At 40.1% G+C, this 19,182-nt stretch carries 17 protein-coding genes and 1 pseudogene; 4 read left to right on the forward strand and 14 right to left on the reverse strand.

Annotated elements, in window-relative coordinates; translation table 11 throughout:
* Positions 1-2 precede the first annotated feature (2 nt).
* From ABIB30_RS08545 to ABIB30_RS08590, 10 genes are all read right to left on the reverse strand, one after another.
* Positions 3-1,454: a PP2C family protein-serine/threonine phosphatase gene (locus ABIB30_RS08545; protein ID WP_354301059.1), complete on the reverse strand. Its 1,452-nt coding sequence runs from the start codon at positions 1,452-1,454 to the stop codon at positions 3-5.
* 95 nt (positions 1,455-1,549) lie between these two features.
* Entirely contained in the window at positions 1,550-2,497 is a 948-nt protein-coding gene (locus tag ABIB30_RS08550; RefSeq protein WP_354301061.1) for a hypothetical protein, read from the reverse strand.
* 39 nt (positions 2,498-2,536) lie between these two features.
* Positions 2,537-3,883 carry a serine/threonine protein kinase gene (locus ABIB30_RS08555; protein WP_354301063.1) on the reverse strand — a complete coding sequence of 449 codons (1,347 nt, stop codon included), beginning with the start codon at positions 3,881-3,883 and terminating at the stop codon, positions 2,537-2,539.
* A 302-nt stretch (positions 3,884-4,185) separates the two neighbouring features.
* Positions 4,186-5,742 carry a SusD/RagB family nutrient-binding outer membrane lipoprotein gene (locus ABIB30_RS08560; protein WP_354301064.1) on the reverse strand — a complete coding sequence of 519 codons (1,557 nt, stop codon included), beginning with the start codon at positions 5,740-5,742 and terminating at the stop codon, positions 4,186-4,188.
* A gap of 25 nt (positions 5,743-5,767) precedes the next feature.
* Positions 5,768-9,121: a SusC/RagA family TonB-linked outer membrane protein gene (locus ABIB30_RS08565; RefSeq protein ID WP_354301066.1), complete on the reverse strand. Its 3,354-nt coding sequence runs from the start codon at positions 9,119-9,121 to the stop codon at positions 5,768-5,770.
* Positions 9,122-9,339: 218 nt separating this feature from the next.
* Entirely contained in the window at positions 9,340-10,503 is a 1,164-nt protein-coding gene (locus tag ABIB30_RS08570) for a FecR family protein (protein WP_354301068.1), read from the reverse strand.
* 44 nt (positions 10,504-10,547) lie between these two features.
* Positions 10,548-11,153 (reverse strand): RNA polymerase sigma factor, encoded by a 606-nt coding sequence (locus ABIB30_RS08575; protein ID WP_354301070.1) that lies wholly within the window; start codon positions 11,151-11,153, stop codon positions 10,548-10,550.
* A 273-nt stretch (positions 11,154-11,426) separates the two neighbouring features.
* A complete protein-coding gene (locus tag ABIB30_RS08580; protein WP_354301072.1) occupies positions 11,427-12,014 on the reverse strand; it encodes an imm11 family protein in 588 nt (195 codons plus the stop codon).
* Between the two features lie 57 nt (positions 12,015-12,071).
* Positions 12,072-12,926: an AraC family transcriptional regulator gene (locus ABIB30_RS08585; RefSeq protein WP_354301074.1), complete on the reverse strand. Its 855-nt coding sequence runs from the start codon at positions 12,924-12,926 to the stop codon at positions 12,072-12,074.
* A 9-nt stretch (positions 12,927-12,935) separates the two neighbouring features.
* On the reverse strand, positions 12,936-13,922 hold the full coding sequence (locus ABIB30_RS08590) for an amidohydrolase family protein (protein WP_354301076.1): 987 nt from the start codon (positions 13,920-13,922) through the stop codon (positions 12,936-12,938).
* Positions 13,923-14,014: 92 nt separating this feature from the next.
* Between ABIB30_RS08590 and ABIB30_RS08595 the strand changes: the two are divergent.
* The 4 genes and pseudogenes from ABIB30_RS08595 to ABIB30_RS08610 form a co-directional block, all read left to right on the forward strand.
* Positions 14,015-14,116 (forward strand): annotated as a pseudogene (locus tag ABIB30_RS08595) (AraC family transcriptional regulator); the annotation flags it as partial.
* A gap of 113 nt (positions 14,117-14,229) precedes the next feature.
* Positions 14,230-14,901 (forward strand): 3,4-dihydroxy-2-butanone-4-phosphate synthase, encoded by a 672-nt coding sequence (ribB, locus tag ABIB30_RS08600; protein ID WP_354301078.1) that lies wholly within the window; start codon positions 14,230-14,232, stop codon positions 14,899-14,901.
* A gap of 78 nt (positions 14,902-14,979) precedes the next feature.
* Positions 14,980-15,567 carry a Crp/Fnr family transcriptional regulator gene (locus ABIB30_RS08605; protein ID WP_354301080.1) on the forward strand — a complete coding sequence of 196 codons (588 nt, stop codon included), beginning with the start codon at positions 14,980-14,982 and terminating at the stop codon, positions 15,565-15,567.
* Positions 15,564-16,304 carry a siderophore-interacting protein gene (locus tag ABIB30_RS08610; RefSeq protein ID WP_354301082.1) on the forward strand — a complete coding sequence of 247 codons (741 nt, stop codon included), beginning with the start codon at positions 15,564-15,566 and terminating at the stop codon, positions 16,302-16,304. The genes ABIB30_RS08605 and ABIB30_RS08610 overlap by 4 nt, the downstream gene beginning before the upstream one ends.
* 1 nt (position 16,305) lies before the next feature.
* Here the strand turns inward: ABIB30_RS08610 and ABIB30_RS08615 are convergent, their stop codons facing one another.
* The 4 genes from ABIB30_RS08615 to metN all read right to left on the reverse strand — a co-directional run bounded on the left by ABIB30_RS08615 (position 16,306) and on the right by metN (position 19,130).
* Entirely contained in the window at positions 16,306-16,431 is a 126-nt protein-coding gene (locus ABIB30_RS08615) for a hypothetical protein (protein WP_354301084.1), read from the reverse strand.
* A gap of 78 nt (positions 16,432-16,509) precedes the next feature.
* Positions 16,510-17,328, reverse strand: a complete 819-nt coding sequence (gene metQ / locus ABIB30_RS08620; RefSeq protein WP_354301086.1) for a methionine ABC transporter substrate-binding lipoprotein MetQ — start codon at positions 17,326-17,328, stop codon at positions 16,510-16,512.
* Between the two features lie 94 nt (positions 17,329-17,422).
* Positions 17,423-18,079, reverse strand: a complete 657-nt coding sequence (locus ABIB30_RS08625) for a methionine ABC transporter permease MetI (RefSeq protein WP_183866507.1) — start codon at positions 18,077-18,079, stop codon at positions 17,423-17,425.
* A complete protein-coding gene (metN, locus tag ABIB30_RS08630; protein ID WP_354301088.1) occupies positions 18,072-19,130 on the reverse strand; it encodes a methionine ABC transporter ATP-binding protein MetN in 1,059 nt (352 codons plus the stop codon). The genes ABIB30_RS08625 and metN overlap by 8 nt, the downstream gene beginning before the upstream one ends.
* Positions 19,131-19,182 lie beyond the last annotated feature (52 nt).

Genomic DNA, 19,182 nt, shown 5'->3' on the forward strand with positions numbered 1-19,182 from the left:
ATCTATTTCTTAGCCAGCGAATCAGCTGCATAATTCCGCTTTGACAACCTGCCATTTACATAAAACTGGTCTGGAAAAACAAACCTCACTTGTACAGGATAATTAACTTTATTAAATCGTATATTTTTCAAGTCCAGCGCATTGTTATAAGACACGACACCCGTTTCAAAATTCTCCAGCACCAGCTGATCGATCTTTACATACTTACATTTTGGAGAAAGAATCAATGCAGGCCCCTTATAAGCCGAGTCACTTTGAAAAACGATATTCCCTTTAGTTTTCAGAATAAGCGTATCCCTGTCTATAGTCAGCGCCTGGCTCAAATGAACAGGCACTTTAAATACTGTATCCGCAAGCAATAGCGTATCCCCCTTTAAACTTAAGAGCATGTCGCTGATCTTTTTTTCCTGAGGATTTAATCCCGGTTTGATAGGCGTAACCAAAACTGTTCCCGGCTGCTCCAATTTTGTCCCTTCAGCAGTATGGTATAAAAACAACCAGATTGTTGTCCCTAAAAACAACAAACATAAAGCAGAAAGCAATAGAATCAATCCTTTTCCACTTTTGTGTTGAACTATAATTTGTTCAGGCGTAGCTTTAACAGTTTCTTTAAAAGACTCAGTAACGACATGAGGTGCAGCGGCAACAGCACTGACCGCTACCGGTTTAACCACCTCCGGCTTTGGAAATTCGTAAGACGCCCGGACTTTATCATTTTTTGCCAGTACCACCGTTACATTGTCCTTACCACCTGCCAGATTTGCTTCCTCCACTAAACGTGCTGCCTTTACCGCAAGCGTTTCCGGGCCGTTCAATACCGCAGTAATCAATGCCGCATCTACCATATCCGTTAACCCGTCACTGCAAAGCAAAATCAAATCGTCCGGTAAAAAAGGAGAAGAACCGGTTTCAAAATAAGCATCCGTCATCCCCTCACGACTCGTGAGTCCTAAAGCCTGGTTAATTTGATTTCTCTTAGGATGCTGCATAGCCGCTTCTTCAGTGAGCCTGCCGGAATCTTCCAGAAAACCCACAAAAGACTGATCATGTGAGATCTTAATCAGCGAATGATCACGAAATAAATATAACCTGGTATCCCCCACATGCACATAATATAACAGATTATTCTGTCTGTCTATCACTGCAAGTGTTGCTACACATGCCATATCCATCAATTCCAGGTCACCTTGTTTATGCGTAGCAATCTGTTCATTAGCCAGGTAAAAAACTCTGCTCAGCTGACTGATCAGATCTGGTTCAATCGTTTCCAGCTCCCTTAAAATAACTTCTTTAGTTAACGCAGCCGCAATTTCACCACCGGCATATCCACCTACGCCATCAATCACACCTGCAATCATGAACTTATTTTGCATGACCTCCTGGGTAATGAATTCATCTTCATTATTCTCTCTTACCCTGCCCGCGTCAGTAATTCCAAATAGACGATCCGCCATTATTTCTGTGATTTTTTAATATCTGTAAAATGCCATAACAGCAATAAAACGCCTACAGCAAGCAATCCAATTGATAAATAATTCCCCATCCGGATCTAAGGCTTAAAAATGTTGATCCCGATAATACCGTTCAGCAGTATCTTTGAATTAAAAGGCAGTGCTACCCAATCCGGAGCATCTACCGAACTCCGGTATACCTCTACCTCGTTCACCATTGTTTTCTCTCCAAAAGATGCCAGGTAAAACTTACCCTCACTCTCTGCATACCGGATACTTAAATGAGGCGTATTCACCCAATCTGAAGGAATACTAAAAATATAAGGCTCCTTTCGCTCTTCATCCTTACCAGAGACCAATATCTCTTGCGTGGTCATCAGGTATTCCAGCTTTTTACCCCTGAAATTCTGATCTGGCATAATCGTTTCAAAACGCGCAAGAACCTTATCAGACTTCCCCTTAACCAATTTAGCATTTTCCAGATCCATTGCATAAGGCAATTCATAATAACCCTCACTATAATAGGTGAAGCCATTTAAAATATCCTGGTTCACATCAAGCGTTTCTGCAATTCCCGTTTGCCTTGGAATAAAGGTGACTCTTAAATTCTCCTCTTTTTTAGTACTTCCAGGCAATAATTTTCCAATGAACCCTTTATCCCCACGCTCATAATCCGGGTGAGAAGCCAATCTGAAAACCCATTTAGAACTCGAAGGCTCTACCGTTTTACCAGCTTTGCGGTATTCCTTTAAAACTTCATAAAACTGGTTCACCGACTCGTGTACAATGATTCCGAATAAGCCCTGTTTATGATCCAGAAACTCTTTATAATCCTCCTCATTGAAACAAATAATGTATTCATGATAAAAAACTACCCGGTTCGCAAAAGAAAGCTGAGTAATAGACTCTTTGAACTTATCCAGTATATATTTATAAACTTCGTCAGGTGTTAAACCTTTGACTACTTTTTTAGCTTTACTTTTTTCTGTCGGAAGAAACCAGTCCTGAAGACCTGTCTTTTTCCAGAAAGTTGATTTTTCTGCCATGTTATTCTTTTTTATGTAGGAAACCCCTGGAATCCAATTTTAGAAATGAAGCGTAGTATCCAGATTCATCGTTGTGGTATCACGCGGAGCTTGTGGAACAGGCTTCAACTGTACCGGCTGCGTTTCCGTATTTCCACTATCTTTTAAAGAATCCCGCTCCTTATCCCAGGCATAACCTTTATCTTCTTCAGCTGGATTTGTAGTAACCGGAGTTGTCGTTGTTTTCACCGGAAGCTCCTTCTTAACAGGTTTGACAGGTTCTTTAAATAATAGAAAGTAACTCAGCAGGGCAATCATGAAAACCACTCCTGCCGATAAAACATAAAATACAGGCTTAGAGATCGCAATTATACCAGCATCACGAACAACAGGCTTTTCCTCCTGTGCTTCCTGATAATGCCTCAGCAAAGTTTGTAACCTTTCATTCTCCATTTGCAATAAAGCAGTACCTGGCGCATCAACGAACGTACTGCCTGCATCAGCAATACTGCTGTGGACAATCGCATACTGTAAGGCCATTCCACTTTTATACCTGGCCGAAGGTGCTTTCTCCAAACACTTACTAATCACAGACAGCAACCAGGCCGGAACCTGCATTTCATGTGCTTTTTTCTCCTCAGACCAGTCTTCAGGTAAATTCTGTTGCCTTAAAGTCAGCAAGTCAGGAACTGGCGACTCTAAATGGCCAACCAGGACATCATTCCTTGACTTTTGCCCATTATCTACTAAAGGAAAAGGAACCTGCCCGGCCAATAACTCATATAGAATTATGCCGTAGCTGTAAATATCTGTTTCCAGCAACATTTGCCCCTCACTCTGCTCAGGAGCCATGAATTCGATCGCACCCGCATGGCGGATACTCGTTCTGCGCTGCTCATCAGACATCGCCGATAAACCAAAATCCAGCAAGACATAATTGCCCGTATGGATATTAAATTTAACATTATTACTCTTGATATCCCCATGCTTTACCGTCACCTTATGACAATGCGCTAAAGCATTTGCCAGATGATCGGCCACCTTAATCACTTCCTTGACCGGGAATATTTTATCATGAGGCTCTTTCAGTAACTCTTCCAGATCAGGTCCATCAATAAACTCCATTTCTATAAATGGAAATGACCCGCTTTCTGTAATTCCTGAATTTAAGATCTTAACTATATTAGGATTAGGCTCCTCATTTACCTTTTTCAATTTCTCCACCTCATTCTGGAAACTCCTGAAGTTTTTATCTTCTGTACTTTCTGTATGAACCGGTGTTGGCAATAATTTCACTGCCGTTATAATTGGACCAAATCTTCTCCCCTTGTAAACTGAACCCTGGCCTCCGGTACGCAATGCGCCCATGTTTTCCAGCCCCTCAGTAATCGTAAATACTTTACTCATTTAGCTAATTCAACTCTGTGTGTGGTAAAATTACTACAATTTTAGTTCCAATGTTTATTTAAAATCAGGAACAAAAAAAAGAGGCTGTATCATAAGTCATTTTTGCAATTTAGCCGCAAAATAAAATTTCGAGCTTCTCTAAATTAACAATAAAAAACGCCATTCTTCAAGTTGAAGATTGGCGTTTTTTATTGTTTTTAAAATTCACTTAGGAATCTACAAAATTTAATTCTGTTTCTTAAAACCGAATTAAATTAATGATACAGACTCCTTCATTCAATTATTTCAAGATCCAGAGCGGATTATTTCAAGATCCACATCAGCTGGTTATTATCATCACTTCCATTGTACTGACTCGCAATGGCCGCGGTCACATTCGCCGCATTATAATCCAGCTCTGCCGAAGGATAAAACCAGCGAACCGGAAAATTAGAAGAAGGAATATTTAAACTCGTTGAAGCATTGAGTTTAAAAACCGGGTATCCCGTTCTCCGGTTTTCAAACCAGGCGATAAATTTGCTTCCCTGTAAGAAATTAGCCAGGTACTTCTGCGTGATAATCTGCCCAATCTGCTGCTGATCTGAACCACTTAAAACCACCTCTGCCGAAGCAGGATATGCATTAATATAAGCATCGTCCATTTTCATATTATGATGATAATCTGCAAGATCCGGTGTATTCACAGCAACAAACTTCATGGAATTGGTAATTCCCGCAGCATAATAAGTCTGCGCAGCAGTACCGCTAATCCAGCCCCTTACAGTCGCTTCTGCCAAAACAAACTGTAAATCCCAATAGCTGAAAACACTAACTGGCTCGGCATTTACCAGCTGAGGATACCTGTTATTTAAATCAGAATAATCCTTGCTTCCTCTGGTTGTTTGTAGTGTAGTAAAAGCATTTGAAGGCTCGACACCTACATAAGCATTGTAATCTGATTGCGTTAAACCAGCTGCAACTTTCACAGCAGAAGGCTTTGCAAAATAAAACAACCTCCTGTCTTTCAAAACCTTCAAAGGATCAATCAATACATTTGTTAGCATCGTATAATTTGATTTCACAAAAGGATTTCCAGATCCCGCAGGAACATCAGACCAAGGATAATTCTGACCAGCCATTCCTGTATAAGCCAAAGCAAAATTATCTTTATAATCACGCATTAGCGGACGGTTAGCCACAATATCTTTAAAGCGCGCTATAACTTTCAGGTCCGCGTCACCTGTCTTTTTATATAAATTCAGCAGTACATGAAGCTCAAAGCTATTGGCCAGTCTGCGCCAGCTATCCGTTTTGCCGCCATAAACCGGATCACCCTCAAAATTGGCACCAGCTGCAAACAACTCATTTGCCTGATCCAACTCTTTCAATATCCCCAGAAAAACTGCCTTTTGTGTATCATATTTGGGTTGTAAAATACGATCAGACTCCCCTTTGTTTGCCTCCGAATATGGCATATCGCCAACCTGCATCGTATTGATGAAAAACTGATAAGCACTGATAAAATGCCCTAATCCTTCATACGATTTTCTCAATCCATCACTCGTTGCATATTTAAGCATTGGCGGGATATTCCTTAACACCTTCACAGAATCAAAATCAGTTCTGCCTAATTTATTATATTGATAACTTTCCTGTCCCTCACCCCAGGTCAGGTATTTACCCAGCAAAAAAGGTTGCATAAAGGACTTCTGCGTGCTGATTGAATTCCTGGTAATGTTCAAAATCAAGGTTGTAGCCAACATAGACGAATTGACCTGGGTCGTCGCGTTCGGATTGGTATTGATCTCTTCGTACTTCTGGCAACCACCGGCAACAACTGCTAAACCGGCAAATAATATCATATATTTTAAAATCTTCATGCTATCTTTCTTTAAAAAATGCTAATTAAAATCCTACTCTTAAATTAAATCCAACCATTCGCATAGAAGGTGAATTCAGATCTTCTTTATTGACGTCAGGATCCGAATATTTGAATTTAGTCCATAGGAACAAATTCTGTCCGGTTAATGCTAAAGACGCCGATTTAACCCCCAGTTTACGGGTAAAAGAAGCCGGCACTTTGTACCCCAGAGAAACTTCCCGGAGTTTGATAAAAGAAGCACTTTGTATCCCCATATCACCGCCCCTGTAATTCTGTGCAAAATCCTGATAACCTACCTGCACATCATTTGGCGCATATTTACGGGTATCACTGGTTATGTTTCCATACTTATCATAAGTAGCCGCCCCGGAGACAACTTTCACACCTTTGCCCACATAATTATTCAATCCATTGACTACCTGATCATAGCGGTACTGATTATCAGATTCCGGATTCGTACCCGAATCCCACATTTTATCATAAATATAATTGTACATTAATCCACCAATCCTGCCATCAATATTGACACCCAGCATCCAGTTTTTATAGGTAAAATTATTGATGAAACCGAAGCTGAAATCAGGCTCACTATATCCATATTTTTTATCATAATCACTGCTCACCGGAATCCCATTATTGTTGATCACATTGCCCGAAGGATCTGTCAGCCAGTATTCAGCTGTATACGTATCTAAACGCTGCCCCTTTTTCACCCATTGGTTATCTTTTGAATAAACTGGATCCAGCTGATCATAATACCGGTGTTGATTTGCCCAGTTAACCGTAGAATACCATTCAAAGTTCCGGCCCTTCAACACAGAACCATCCATTGTAATTTCCAGTCCGCGGCGCGTAAAAGTTTCCTGCGTATTCACCAAAGTAGTGGCAAATCCAGAAGTAGCCGGCAACTTTGCATTCGTCTGCTGGTTATAATAGTACTTATTGAAATAAGCCACATCAAAATGTAAACGTTTTTTAAACAGGTATGCCGCAGCACCGATCTCCCAGGTACGCTGAGAACTTGGCAGAATATCGTTCGCTCCGGATAACTTATACGGATAACTTGCACTATTTAAATTACCCCATGCAGCACTGTTAGTCTTGTATACTGTATTGGTTTCAAAAATGCCTGCTGGTGTTTTAAAGACTGCAAAAGACCCCCTGATTTTAAACATATCGATCACTTCAGGTAATTTGGCCAGCTGTGAAATCACCACACTTGAACCTACCGAAGGATATAAATAAGAACCGGTGGCCTTTGGTTGTGTTGAGATCCAGTCATTACGTCCCGTAAAATCTAAAAACACAGCATCATTCCAGCCTACCGCAGCCCTTGCATATAAACTGCTGGACTCTTTGGGTGAAAAATAAGGCGTTACACGCGGAGGTTCAATCGAGCCATTCAAAGAAAAATAAGTTGGTGAAATCAATCCGTTCTTAGTTACCGCATATAAACCTTCATCCTCTTTATGGAAGAAGTTCCCACCGGCAAGTGTTTCAAAAGAGAACTTGTTCACTCTTTTATTATAAGATAAGATTAAGTCATTACTCGTACTATAGCCTTTTGTATTATTGATACTATACATTCCTTTGGCATCCCATCCTCCGCGGGTAGAGTAAATATTTGCCGTAGGATTACGCATCGTTTCGCGGTTACTGTAATTGTCATAACCCAGGCGGAGCATCAAATTCAAATCTGATGTGATTTTATAATTTGCAGTCAGACTTGCATTTACAGTATTCTCCTGAATCGCATCAAGTTTCTCATTCGCAATCAAATAAGGATTGTCATACCAGTTCGTATACATCCAGTTTTGGGTCTGATTAGGTACTTTCCAGTAATCCTTATAATCCCGGATATCATATTCAGTACCCGTCCACATCACCAATTGATATAAATATCCTTGATTTTGGTAACCACCTCCCCACACCTGGGGCGCTGTACGGCGGCTTAAACCAAAATGACTTTCTATCTTAAACTTATCATTGATCTTAATTTCACCACCAGAGGTTAAATTGATCATATTTAAAGTCTGGTTTGGAAACTGTCCCTTATTGTAAACATGATTCAAACCAATTTTGAAACTTCCATTTTCACCAGTTTGTGCTATTGTGATATTGTTATTGGCAATAATCCCTGTACGGGTAAAATTCTTCAGATTATCTTTACCTACCGAACGCAAAGGCATATTGTCTTCAAACTGTTTAGTGACAGGATTCCAGTCTCTTCCTGTTTTACCAATATCCAGCTTAGGCCCCCATACATAATCATTGTTTAAGTTGCCGTTATCCCCACGCGCATAAGAACTCTGCACTTCAGGAATTGCAAGGTAGCCCAGCTGAAACATCGTATTGCTGTTCACATCCACAGAAAAACCCTTCCCAGCTGCTCCTTTTTTGGTCGTAATCAAGTATACCCCACCTTTAGCTCTGGCACCATATAATGCAGAAGCCGTAGGGCCTTTCAAAATATCTATACTTTCGATATCGTCCGTAGGAATATCCCGCAGGGTTAAATTGTCATAATCCACACCGTCAACCACTAAAATAGCAGCCTCTCCCCGAAGTTCAAGCGTTGGCCTGGCGTTAAACTCCGTAGAATTTTTCACGACTAAACCTGCCACTCTACCAGTTAAAGAAGTTCCGATATCAACACCTTTAACAGTTTGTAACTCTTTACCGGATACTTTCTGGACCGCATAACCCAGCGATTTTTCAGAACGTTTGATCCCTAAAGCGGTAACCACCACCTCAGTCAATTTGTTCTCTTCCGGCTTTAGCGAAATCGTATATTGCTGTGCATTGCCCACAACGATCTCCTGCGCACCAAAACCAATAAAAGAAATGACAAGCGTGGCTCCTTTTGGCGCATTGAGGCTAAAATTACCATTATTATCAGTCATTGCCCCTACTTTGGTTCCTTTGATTAAAACACTTGCGCCAGTAATTGGCACGCCATTTTCGTCCAGTACTTTTCCTTTGACAGGATCTGAAATCACATTTTCAATTGCAGGGATACTCTTTTTGAGGACAATATTTTTTTGAAAAATCTTGTACGTTAAAGACTGATTTTTCAGACAAGCTTGCAAAACCTGCTCAATTGTTCCCTGAGTAATGTCAATAGAAACTCTGGCAGCTCCGGCAACTTCCAGATTATCGTATAAAAACAGATAATCGCTTTGTTTTTCTATTGCTTTCAAGACAGTTTCAATAGAAACATTTTTTTGCCTGAGTGTGATTTTTTGGCTGTAAACATTGGCATGGACCTGCATCAGGCCTGTAAACAGCAGGATTACAAATAGTTTCATCACTAATAAGAATTGAGAAGATTTGAACTGTATTCGTGGTACAGTCTTGAAGAATGCACTAAAATTCATAAATTGCGCTTGGGTTTTTAAATCATTATTGCTTAGATAATTTTTTTACGGATATGGGCCTTTGGCCCATAAGGAGTTGAACCCGATATTTAGCGGGGAGTGGTTCGAACACTTCCCGTTTTTTATAGGTCAACCGTTTTAAAGAAGATTCAGAGTAATCCTATTTCATATAGCCGGGTTTAAAAGAGGTTCATTTATTATTTGAATTGGTAATTTTTTTAGCGCTGACTAACTACAATTTTATTGTTTTCTATATGGCAGTGAATACCAGAATATGCAAGCATCTCTAGTAATGTTTTTACATTTACGCTTCTTGGAATCTTACCTGAATACTCTTTTTTAGGCATAACCCCTTCATAAACCACGTCTGTCGCATACCATCTTGAAATTTGCCGCATCAAAGAATGGAGATCAGATTTTTCAAATTGGAAATACCCATTTTTCCAGGCAATTGCTTCTGCCGCATTTTCAAGGTCCCGCACACTAATCTGCCACGAAGAACCTGTAGTCCTTGCTTGCTGTCCAGGTTTTAATACTGATTTTTCGGTTCCTTTACTCAATTCAACAGCGCCTTCGAGCAAAGTAGTTTGCTGAGAACTTTCATCTGCATAAGCCATAATATTGAAATGTGTTCCCAACACCCTGACCTGTGTTTGTGCTGTTTCTACAAAAAAAGCCTTTGATTTATCTTTTGCCACTTCAAAATAAGCTTCACCTGTAAGTTTAACTTTACGTGTAGCTCCGGGAAATGCAGTAGGAAATGTTAAAGAAGAATTGGCATTCAGCCAGATTTTTGTACCATCAGCAAGCAGCAGTTGATATTGCCCGCCCCGTGGTGTAGAAATTGTATTGTATTTAGCGGTTGCCAGATCATCACCAATCACCCGATAAATCAACCCACCATTTTTCGTTTTCGTCACGCTTACCCCAGCCTGTTTAGCGAGCTGACCATTTCCAGCATCAGAAAGGCTGATTTTGCTTCCATCAGCTAAAGTTAAGATCGCTTTATTTGTTCCTGGCGAGATTTGTTTGATTGCTTTAGAAGAAGCTAAACTCTTATGAATGCGGTTTACTGGTTTCAAATAAAGAACAGCAATGCTGAACACGATGCACAAAACTGCAGCCGAGCTAATCCAAGTGTATAATTTCCTGTCTTTTTTTGAAGCGGGCTGAATTGTTTCTAAAGATGTCCGAACCGGCTGATTAGCCACTATGTGCTTTTTTATCCCGCTATAAAGCTCTTCCTTCAAATCACCTGTTTCCGGTAAAAATTCGTTGCCACCAGCTTGGTCATACCAGTTCTCCACCAGCGCTCTTTCTGCTGCTGTTGCTGTATTGCTGTTATATTTTGCAATCAGTATTCTAAATTGTTCCGGGTCCAAAATAAGCTTTGTTTCTTATATATCCGTTCAGGAACAAGAAAGTACTATAAGGATTTAAAATAAAATAGGATTTTTATTAAAACAACAGATAATCCGACCAGGTTAGGATTATACTCTCTTAATTTCGATCTTAAACGATTATATGCATTTTGCAATTGATTCTTAATCGTCTGTTCTGAGAGGCCTAATTCATCTGCAATCTGCTTAATAGAGAAATCATCATCCTTCTTTAGCGCGTAAATTTCTTTCATTCGAGAAGGCATCCGGTTCACTTCACTCTCAATAATTAATTGGAGTTCTTTTCCCAAAAGCATTTCATGTGCACAAAATTCTACCGGAAAATCTACAGGACAGCTTTCTAAAGCATACTTTAAACGCACTGCATCTTTTTCAAAAACCTTAAGCGTCTTATTCCGTAAAATACCATGCAGATAAGCCGGAATATTATAATCAGCTGTTAAGCTATCCAGGTTATCCCAAAAGGCAATAAAAACTTCCTGAACCAAATCCTTTGCCAGATCTTCAGACTGCACCTTACTATAAGCCTTTCGATACAAAGGCTGCCAGAATTCTTCAAATAGTTTTTCGAATGCCTTATTTCTGTCTAAGGCAAGAAGATAAAAAAAATCACTTTTAAACGGTTTAGTCATCTCCAGAATGGCTTAAAGTAACTGACATTTTAATCTTCTCTTATTTAAATGGTAAGTGCCTGCGGACTAATTTTAAACCGCAAAAGTAGGTTCCTGCGATTAATTGAATATTAACTTATCAATAAAATTCGCACCTCAGATACCGTTCATACAAAGACCTGATTTATACCTAATGTATAGATATTTAAGGGCTGTAGAAAGAGGAAAAATAAAAAAAGATTACGCAAACGTTTGTGTTCATGATCAGGCAGGATATTCACTGCTCTTGTTCACCTAATGAACAGATAGCGGATGAAATTCCAGAAATGAGTGATCAAAACTAAGGGATAATACAGCTTGCTTAAATTCCTCAGAAACAATGATATTAAATGCACCACCCCATTCTTTTAAACGGAATACATGCAGTTGTCCGGGGATTTTTTCCTGAATCAGCACAGGCTTAAAAAAGAATTTGCCTCTGGGATTCTGCCAGTCTTTTACTTCCTTCTCTTTTGGCCAGGGCTCATAAGCAGACAAAGTCCAATCCACACAATCAATATGATTAAAAACATGCATCAATATATACCGATGTTTTAGCTCTTTGTTCAGCAAAGGCACGTACTGCACTCCGTAGGTATGCAGCGTTTCAAGTCCAGGAATTGCTTCATCAAACACCAGAAAGTCAGCTCCTATTGTATTTACAGGAGAAATTTCCCCGGCAATCAGCACTTCATAATGCAATGGAGTTAATATGATCTCTTGTTTTTGTTCAGCAAGTTCAACCTCATCCAGCTCCTTATTTTTGTGACGCAGCTCACCAAGGTTTAAAATTCCTTTCCATTTTTTACTGGTAACGTTTGGGTTTAGTTTAAAATATCTCATGAACGGGATGATCTGAAAATCTAAACTTATCGAATAGCTGGCACAAATGGAAATCGTTTAAAAAGACTTCCGGTTGAGTGCCCTGAATTGTAAAGGGGATAACCCTGATACTTTACGAAACGAACGGCTAAAATAAGAGTAATCCATATACCCTAATTCCTGGGCGATCTGTTTGATATCTGCATTCGTATGATACAGCAAGCGTTTGGCCTCACTGAAAATTTCCTGCTGAATCCAATAACTTACTGTTGAACCAGTAACTTTCTTTATAGCTTCATTTAAATAACCTGATGAAACATTAAGCTTTGAAGCATAAGCTGACGGATTCTTAATGGTATGGCTATGTGCCGCTAATAAGTCTTTAAACTGACGGGCAAGTTCCGCTGACCGGGTATGTTTATTTGCGATCGGTTTCAAACCATCATAAGTACTCGCTGCCATTGCCAAAAATGATTGGACAAGGGTATGAATAACCGGCAAATAATATTTATCATCTGTACGTTCAATAAACTCATTTCGCAAAACCCGGAGCAGACTTGCATACTGCTTTAATTCGTAATCCGTCAAATCGCAAGGAACTTGTAAATTTTGCCCCTGCTCAAAAACAGCTTTGAAATCCGCAGCAATTAATGCGGTATCTACTGCAAGAAACCATCCTTCAGCCTGGTTAGCTTTGATCCGGTAGTGTATTTGCGAAGGTAATATATAATATAGTTGCCCCGCGGTTACCATTATATTTTGCAAATCGACCTTTACAGTTCCTGAGCCTTTTGTCAGCAGAAAAAAAATATAATGATCATCCCGGTGGGCAACTTGTGCATTATTTTGCTGTTTATCATCCGACAGGAAAACCTTGACCTGCACACCTGCACTGGTCTTGTGTTGTAACTGATCTACCGGAATACTTTTCATCCCTGTAAATTACGGCGTTAATTTCAATAATTTATCTGCATTACCATGCGCAATTTTCGCTACCTGCTCCTGTGGAAGGTCAATCGCCTTCAAAAATTCAATCCCCATTTCATTTGTACTAAACGGATAATCGATAGAAAACATGATATTATCAATCCCAAAAGTATCTAAAGCAATTCTTAAGGGTGGCTGCGTAAAAAAGCCACTGGTAGTGATGTGAACCTGCTGATGAAAAGTATCGGTAAGCGAACGCTGATTGGCGCCTCCATTTCCGGGTTTGAATGCTTTCTCAGACCTTGCCATCATCATGGGCAGCATTTCTCCCATATGGCCAATAATCAGTTTTAACTTAGGATACTGATCGAAAATACCTGAAAATAGCAGGCGTAAAACATGTAATGCTGTTTCTGAGTGCCATCCCCAACCATAACATGCCAGTGCTTCTGCCATACCTGAATGATTGGGTAATCCGCTATAATAAATATCAGCGATTCCTTTTGGAGGCAGGCCTGGATGCAAATAAATCGGAACATCAAGTTGCTCAGCCCGTTCAAATATCGGCGCAAATTGCGGCTGATCTAAAAATTGATCTTGTGTAAGTCCCCGGATCATTGCACCACGAAAATGATGTTCAGTTACTGCCCGCTCCAGCTCATCTGCAGCGGCAACAGGCGCTGTCATTGGCAAATGGGCAAAAGCTGTAAACCGATCCTCAAAGCCTGCAATTCTTGCTGCAATCAGGTTATTGTATTGTGTGGCAAAAGCCGGCCCTGCTTGTGAATTTAGCAGATTAGCTCCGGAACTGTCCACAGATAGTACCTGCATGGTAATTCCGTTGTCGTCCATTGAACGCAAACGGTCCTGAGTAATATCTGCTAGTTTTGGAGCCAGACGTTGCATGACTTCTGACTGACCAAAATTGCCCAAAGCATCTTTTGGTATCTGGTCTGACATTTCCGGGAAAGAAATGTGTTCCTCAAGTGTAACTATTCTCATATACTTTAGATTATAGACAAAGGAAGATATTAAATATTCAGGTTACAATGTACTATCGATGGCAATTACAGCACTATTCAGGCCTATTAATGGTTGCTTATGCTTTAGGGTTTGAACATCCGCAATCATTTAACAGGCTATTTAAAGCAAAAACCAGTTTCTCGCCATTAGCATTTAGAAAATCTTTCAATTAGCATTGATCAGATAAAAATCAATATCAATACCTTCAAATTAACCTCTTTTTTTGATCTACATCAATGTTTCGCACCCGAACAGACCTGAAATTTGATCCAAACAAATTACAGTCATGAATAGCTATTTAACCTATTTTGGTAACGATCATATAGAAAGAGTAAACAAAGCAATCAATTATTTACAAGCAGGAAAAGGTATTTTACTAGTTGACGATGAAAACCGGGAAAATGAAGGCGACTTAATTTTCGCAGCAGAAAAGATGTCTGTTCAGGATATGGCCCTGATGATCCGCTCTTGTAGTGGAATAGTCTGTCTATGCCTCACTCCTGAAAAAGCCGGTTCACTTGACCTTGCCCCAATGGTCAATAACAATACAAGCCGCTATCAAACCGCCTTTACAGTTTCTATTGAAGCTGCCACCGGAGTCACTACAGGCGTATCCGCAGCAGACAGATTACATACCATTCAAACCGCCAGCAAGCCCGGCGCCTTACCAGAAGGCTTATCCAGACCAGGCCATGTATTCCCTTTAATCGCCAATAAAGCAGGTGTATTTGGCAGGCGCGGCCATACCGAAGGTAGTGTAGATTTGATGCACCTTTCCGGACTAAGCCCAGCAGCAGTACTCTGTGAACTTACGAATGCCGACGGTACTATGTCCCGCTTGAGAGAAATCAGTGAATTTGCCATTTCTCATGAGTTTACAGTCGTTTCAATTGAAGATATAGCCCAATACCGCAGCCAACGGGAATTACAACCTGAAAAACAAGCCATTTTATATTAACCTGTTTAAAGAATATGGAGAATTCAACATAAATCAGTTAAAAGTTGCGACTTTTGAAAGTATATCTAATCCATAACGATGTACAAACAAGCCCTGTCCGACTGTATTTTAAAGAGAATAACCATTAGTCAACCTAATCTGGATACTGTCCTTTCCTATTTCAAAGAACAGCAAGTAGGCAAAGAAGAGGTTTTACTCGCTGAAGGAGAATCCTCTAAAAGGATGTATTTTGTAAAGAGTGGCTGTCTGCGAATTTATTTTCTGCAAGCAGATGGCGCTGAAGCTACCCGTTACCTGGCTTTTGAAAACAATTTCGCCACTGGTCTAACCGGATTTATTAGTCAGCAGCCCTCACAGGAAAATATTCAGGCACTGGAAAAAACAGAGGTATTGTATATCGCAAGAGAAGATTTTTACACCCTGCTGGATCAGATCCCTGAATGGGAGAAATTTTACAGGAGTTACCTTGAAGGTGCATACGTAACCAATACCAAAAGGCTGATGAGTTTTATTACCATGGATGCTACAGCGAGATATCAGTCGTTAATTGCTGAACATCCCACCATCTTGCAACGTCTTTCCAATCGAATGGTTGCCAATTACTTAGGCATTTCTCAGGAAGCGCTGAGCCGCCTTAAACACAAATTATTAAACAATAAACAATGAATCCAGCAGAACAAGAACAAGCGCCACAGAAGCAAATTATACGGACCACTACAAAAGTTACTGCCATCAAAGATATTACCCCGCATTTGAGATGTTTCACTTTTCAGGATGAAATCTTCAAAACTGCAATTGATATGGAACCTGGTGTTAACCTTAAAATATTTATTCCGCAACAGGAGCAGGAACCGATCAGGAGGACCTATACCATCAGAAACCTGGATATAGCAACAGGCGAACTGGAAATTGAATTCCTTCTTCACGGAGACAATGGCCCTGGAAGCGCCTGGGCGATGAAAGCTAAAATCGGAGACGAACTTGGCATAGGTATGAAACCAGGCAGAGGATTTAATCCTGCCAGCTGGTATCTTTTAGCAGGCGATGAAACTGCTATTCCAGCTATTGCAGCTATTCTGGAGGCCTTACCAGAAAGTACCAGAGGATTCGCCTTTTTAGAAGCAGACAGTAGTGCAGATATTTTTACAATCCATACCCGTTCTGCCGTCCAGATTCTGTGGTTAACCAGAAAAGGCATACCTGCCGCAGAATCAACCCTACTTTTTGATGCAGTTAAAGCCACTGAGTTTCCTGCTCCCGGCTTTGAAACCAGGTTACTGTGGGCTGCTGCTGAAGCTAACGCAGTTAAAAACATCCGCTCTTATGCGAAAAACGAACTACAACTAGACAAAACTGAATTAAAGGCAACAGTCTACTGGACAGCAGGAGTCAGTGAAAGCTAGCTTAGCTTTTGATTTTCCAGCCTCCCAGTTTTTGTTGAATCTCCCATAGCTGATGGTACAAACCATTAACCGCCAATAGTTTTTGGTGTGTACCTTCTTCTTTGACCAGCCCATCTTTAAGGACCACAGTTTTTCTTCTTTGGATGCACAACTCGTTCAACTGACTTTGCCTGATACTTATATCGTTTTTGGAGATAACTAGTTTTTACCAGCCCTTAACAGCACCACCTTTGAATATTTTAGCAGCAGCTTCCGCCACTTCATCAGATTGAAAAGCCTTTACAAATTTCTTGATCTTCTCTTCATCTTTGTTATCTTCTCTGGATACAATGATATTTACATAAGGTGATTTCTTATCTTCTACAATTAGTCCGTCACGGTCTGCAATTAAGCCTACAGAAGTCGCAAAAGTATTATTGATCACAGCGATAGTTACATTTTGGTCATCCAGTGCTCTTGGCAATTGCGGAGCTTCCAATTCAAGGATCTTTATCTTTTTAGGATTTTCTATAATATCATTTACAGTAGGTAATAAGCCAACACCATCTTTTAATTTCAGTAAGCCTGATTTTTGTAAAAGAAGTAAAGCACGGCCACCGTTTGTCGGATCATTAGGAATGATAATCGTATTGCCTTCCTTTAACTCTTCAATTTTCTTAATTTTTTTAGAATAACCAGCTAATGGGAAAACAAAAGTATTGCCCTGGATCACAAATTTATAACCACGTTGTTTAGTCTGTACATCCAGATAAGGTTTGTTCTGGAACACATTCACATCTAAATCACCCTGGCTAAGTGCTTCATTAGGCATCACGAAATCGTTGAATTGTACCAATTCTACTTCTAAGCCAAATTTCTCTTTGGCAACTTTCTGAGCAGCTTCAGCAACTGCAAATTCCGGCCCTGATTCTACCCCTACTTTAATATGGTTCGGGTCATTCTTTTTAGCACCTCCGCCGCAGCTGAATAAGGATACTGAAGCGATTACAGCCACAGCTGCCAGTAAATTGATTTTCATTTTCATCAGTAAATATTTGTTGTTGTTCGCAGTATTTATATTTTTAATTGACCTCAGGAGCAAACCTGGTCCGTCTTATTTATTTTTAGCGTAAAAGCTTTTATTTTCTGTGGTCTACACGTTTAGCAAGAAAATCTCCGGTAAACTGGATCGCGAAAACTAAAGCAACCAGTACGATCAACACCGTGTTCATTACCAGTACATCATAACCTACATAGCCATATTGATAACCGATCTGTCCCAATCCTCCTGCACCAACTGCTCCACCCATAGCCGAATAACCAACAAGTGTGATTAAAGTAATGGAAGCCGTATTAATCAGGGAAGGCAATGCTTCTGGCAATAATACTTTACAAACGATCTGAAAAGGAGTTGCCCCCATCGCCCTTGCCGCCTCAACCAGTCCACCCGGCACTTCGATTAAACTATTTTCTACCATTCTGGCAATAAAAGGTGCTGCTCCGATACTTAAAGGAACTAAAGCAGCTTCAATACCGATAGAAGTTCCAACCAGCATCCGGGTAAAAGGAATCATCCATACAATCAGAATAATAAACGGAATAGAGCGGAAAACATTGACGAAAACTGATACAATATTATTCAGCGTTCTGTTTTCCAGCACCTGACCTTTTCTGGTCAGATAAAGCATCACTCCGGTTGGTAATCCGATCACAAAACCGAAAAAACCCGAGACAAAGGTCATCACTATAGTCTCCCATGTCCCTTTGAACATCATTAAAATCATCGCATCAGACATACCCTAAAACCTCCACTTTGATTTGTTTTTCTTCATAATATGCTATTGCCTTCAGGCTGTCTTGCTGTGCACCGGAAACTTCAATTACCATAGCGCCAAATTTAACACCTCCGGCATATTCAATTTGTGCGTAAATAATATTGTTATTCAGGTTGAATAACCTGCTCACTTCTGAAAGTACAGGATCATCTACAGACTGTCCGGTAAATTCAAGCTTTAATAATGGCTTTTTATCTGCAGTCAGCGTAGAACTCAGTCTTTCCAGATAGGTTTCCGGGATATTTATTTTCAAAGATGAAGCGATAAATTCACGGGTAAGTTCTGCTTTAGGATGGGCAAAAATTTCACTGACAGTTCCTTGCTCAATTAATTTACCCGCACTGATGACCGCAACCTCATCACAAATACTTTTCACCACATCCATTTCGTGGGTAATCAGTAAAATAGTAATGTTCAGCCTTTTATTGATATCTTTTAATAAGGTAAGAATAGATTTTGTTGTTGCCGGATCTAAAGCACTTGTAGCCTCATCGCATAACAACACTTTTGGATTACTCGCCAGCGTTCTGGCAATGGCAACCCTTTGTTTCTGTCCACCAGATAAATTAGCAGGATAGTCTTTTCCTTTATCTTCAAGCCCAACCAGCGCCAGCAATTCAGCAACTCTTTTTTGGATCTGATCTTTAGGAACCTTATCCAGCTCTAAAGGAAATGCAATGTTTTCAGAAACCGTTCTGGATGATAATAAATTGAAATGCTGAAAGATCATACCGATCTGTCTTCTTTCTTTAGCCAGTGCTGCTGGCGATAAATCAATCAGGTTCAGTCCATCTACGATAACCTCACCTGATGTTGGTCTTTCCAACAAATTCACACAGCGGATCAAGGTGCTTTTTCCCGCACCCGATGCCCCGATCACCCCATAGATTTTACCTTTGGGTACGGTCAGAGAGACGTCCGACAAAGCCGTAATCTCCCTGTTTTTTTGATGAAATTGTTTAGTTATATTTTTTAATACAATCATGTTCGGCGCAAAAGTAATAATAATCATCAATAGTCTATTATATTTATAGACTTTAACTATCAGGGAGATATAAAAAAAG

The organism is Pedobacter sp. UYP1 (assembly GCF_040547305.1).
In the GTDB taxonomy this organism is placed as follows: Bacteria; Bacteroidota; Bacteroidia; order Sphingobacteriales; family Sphingobacteriaceae; genus Pedobacter.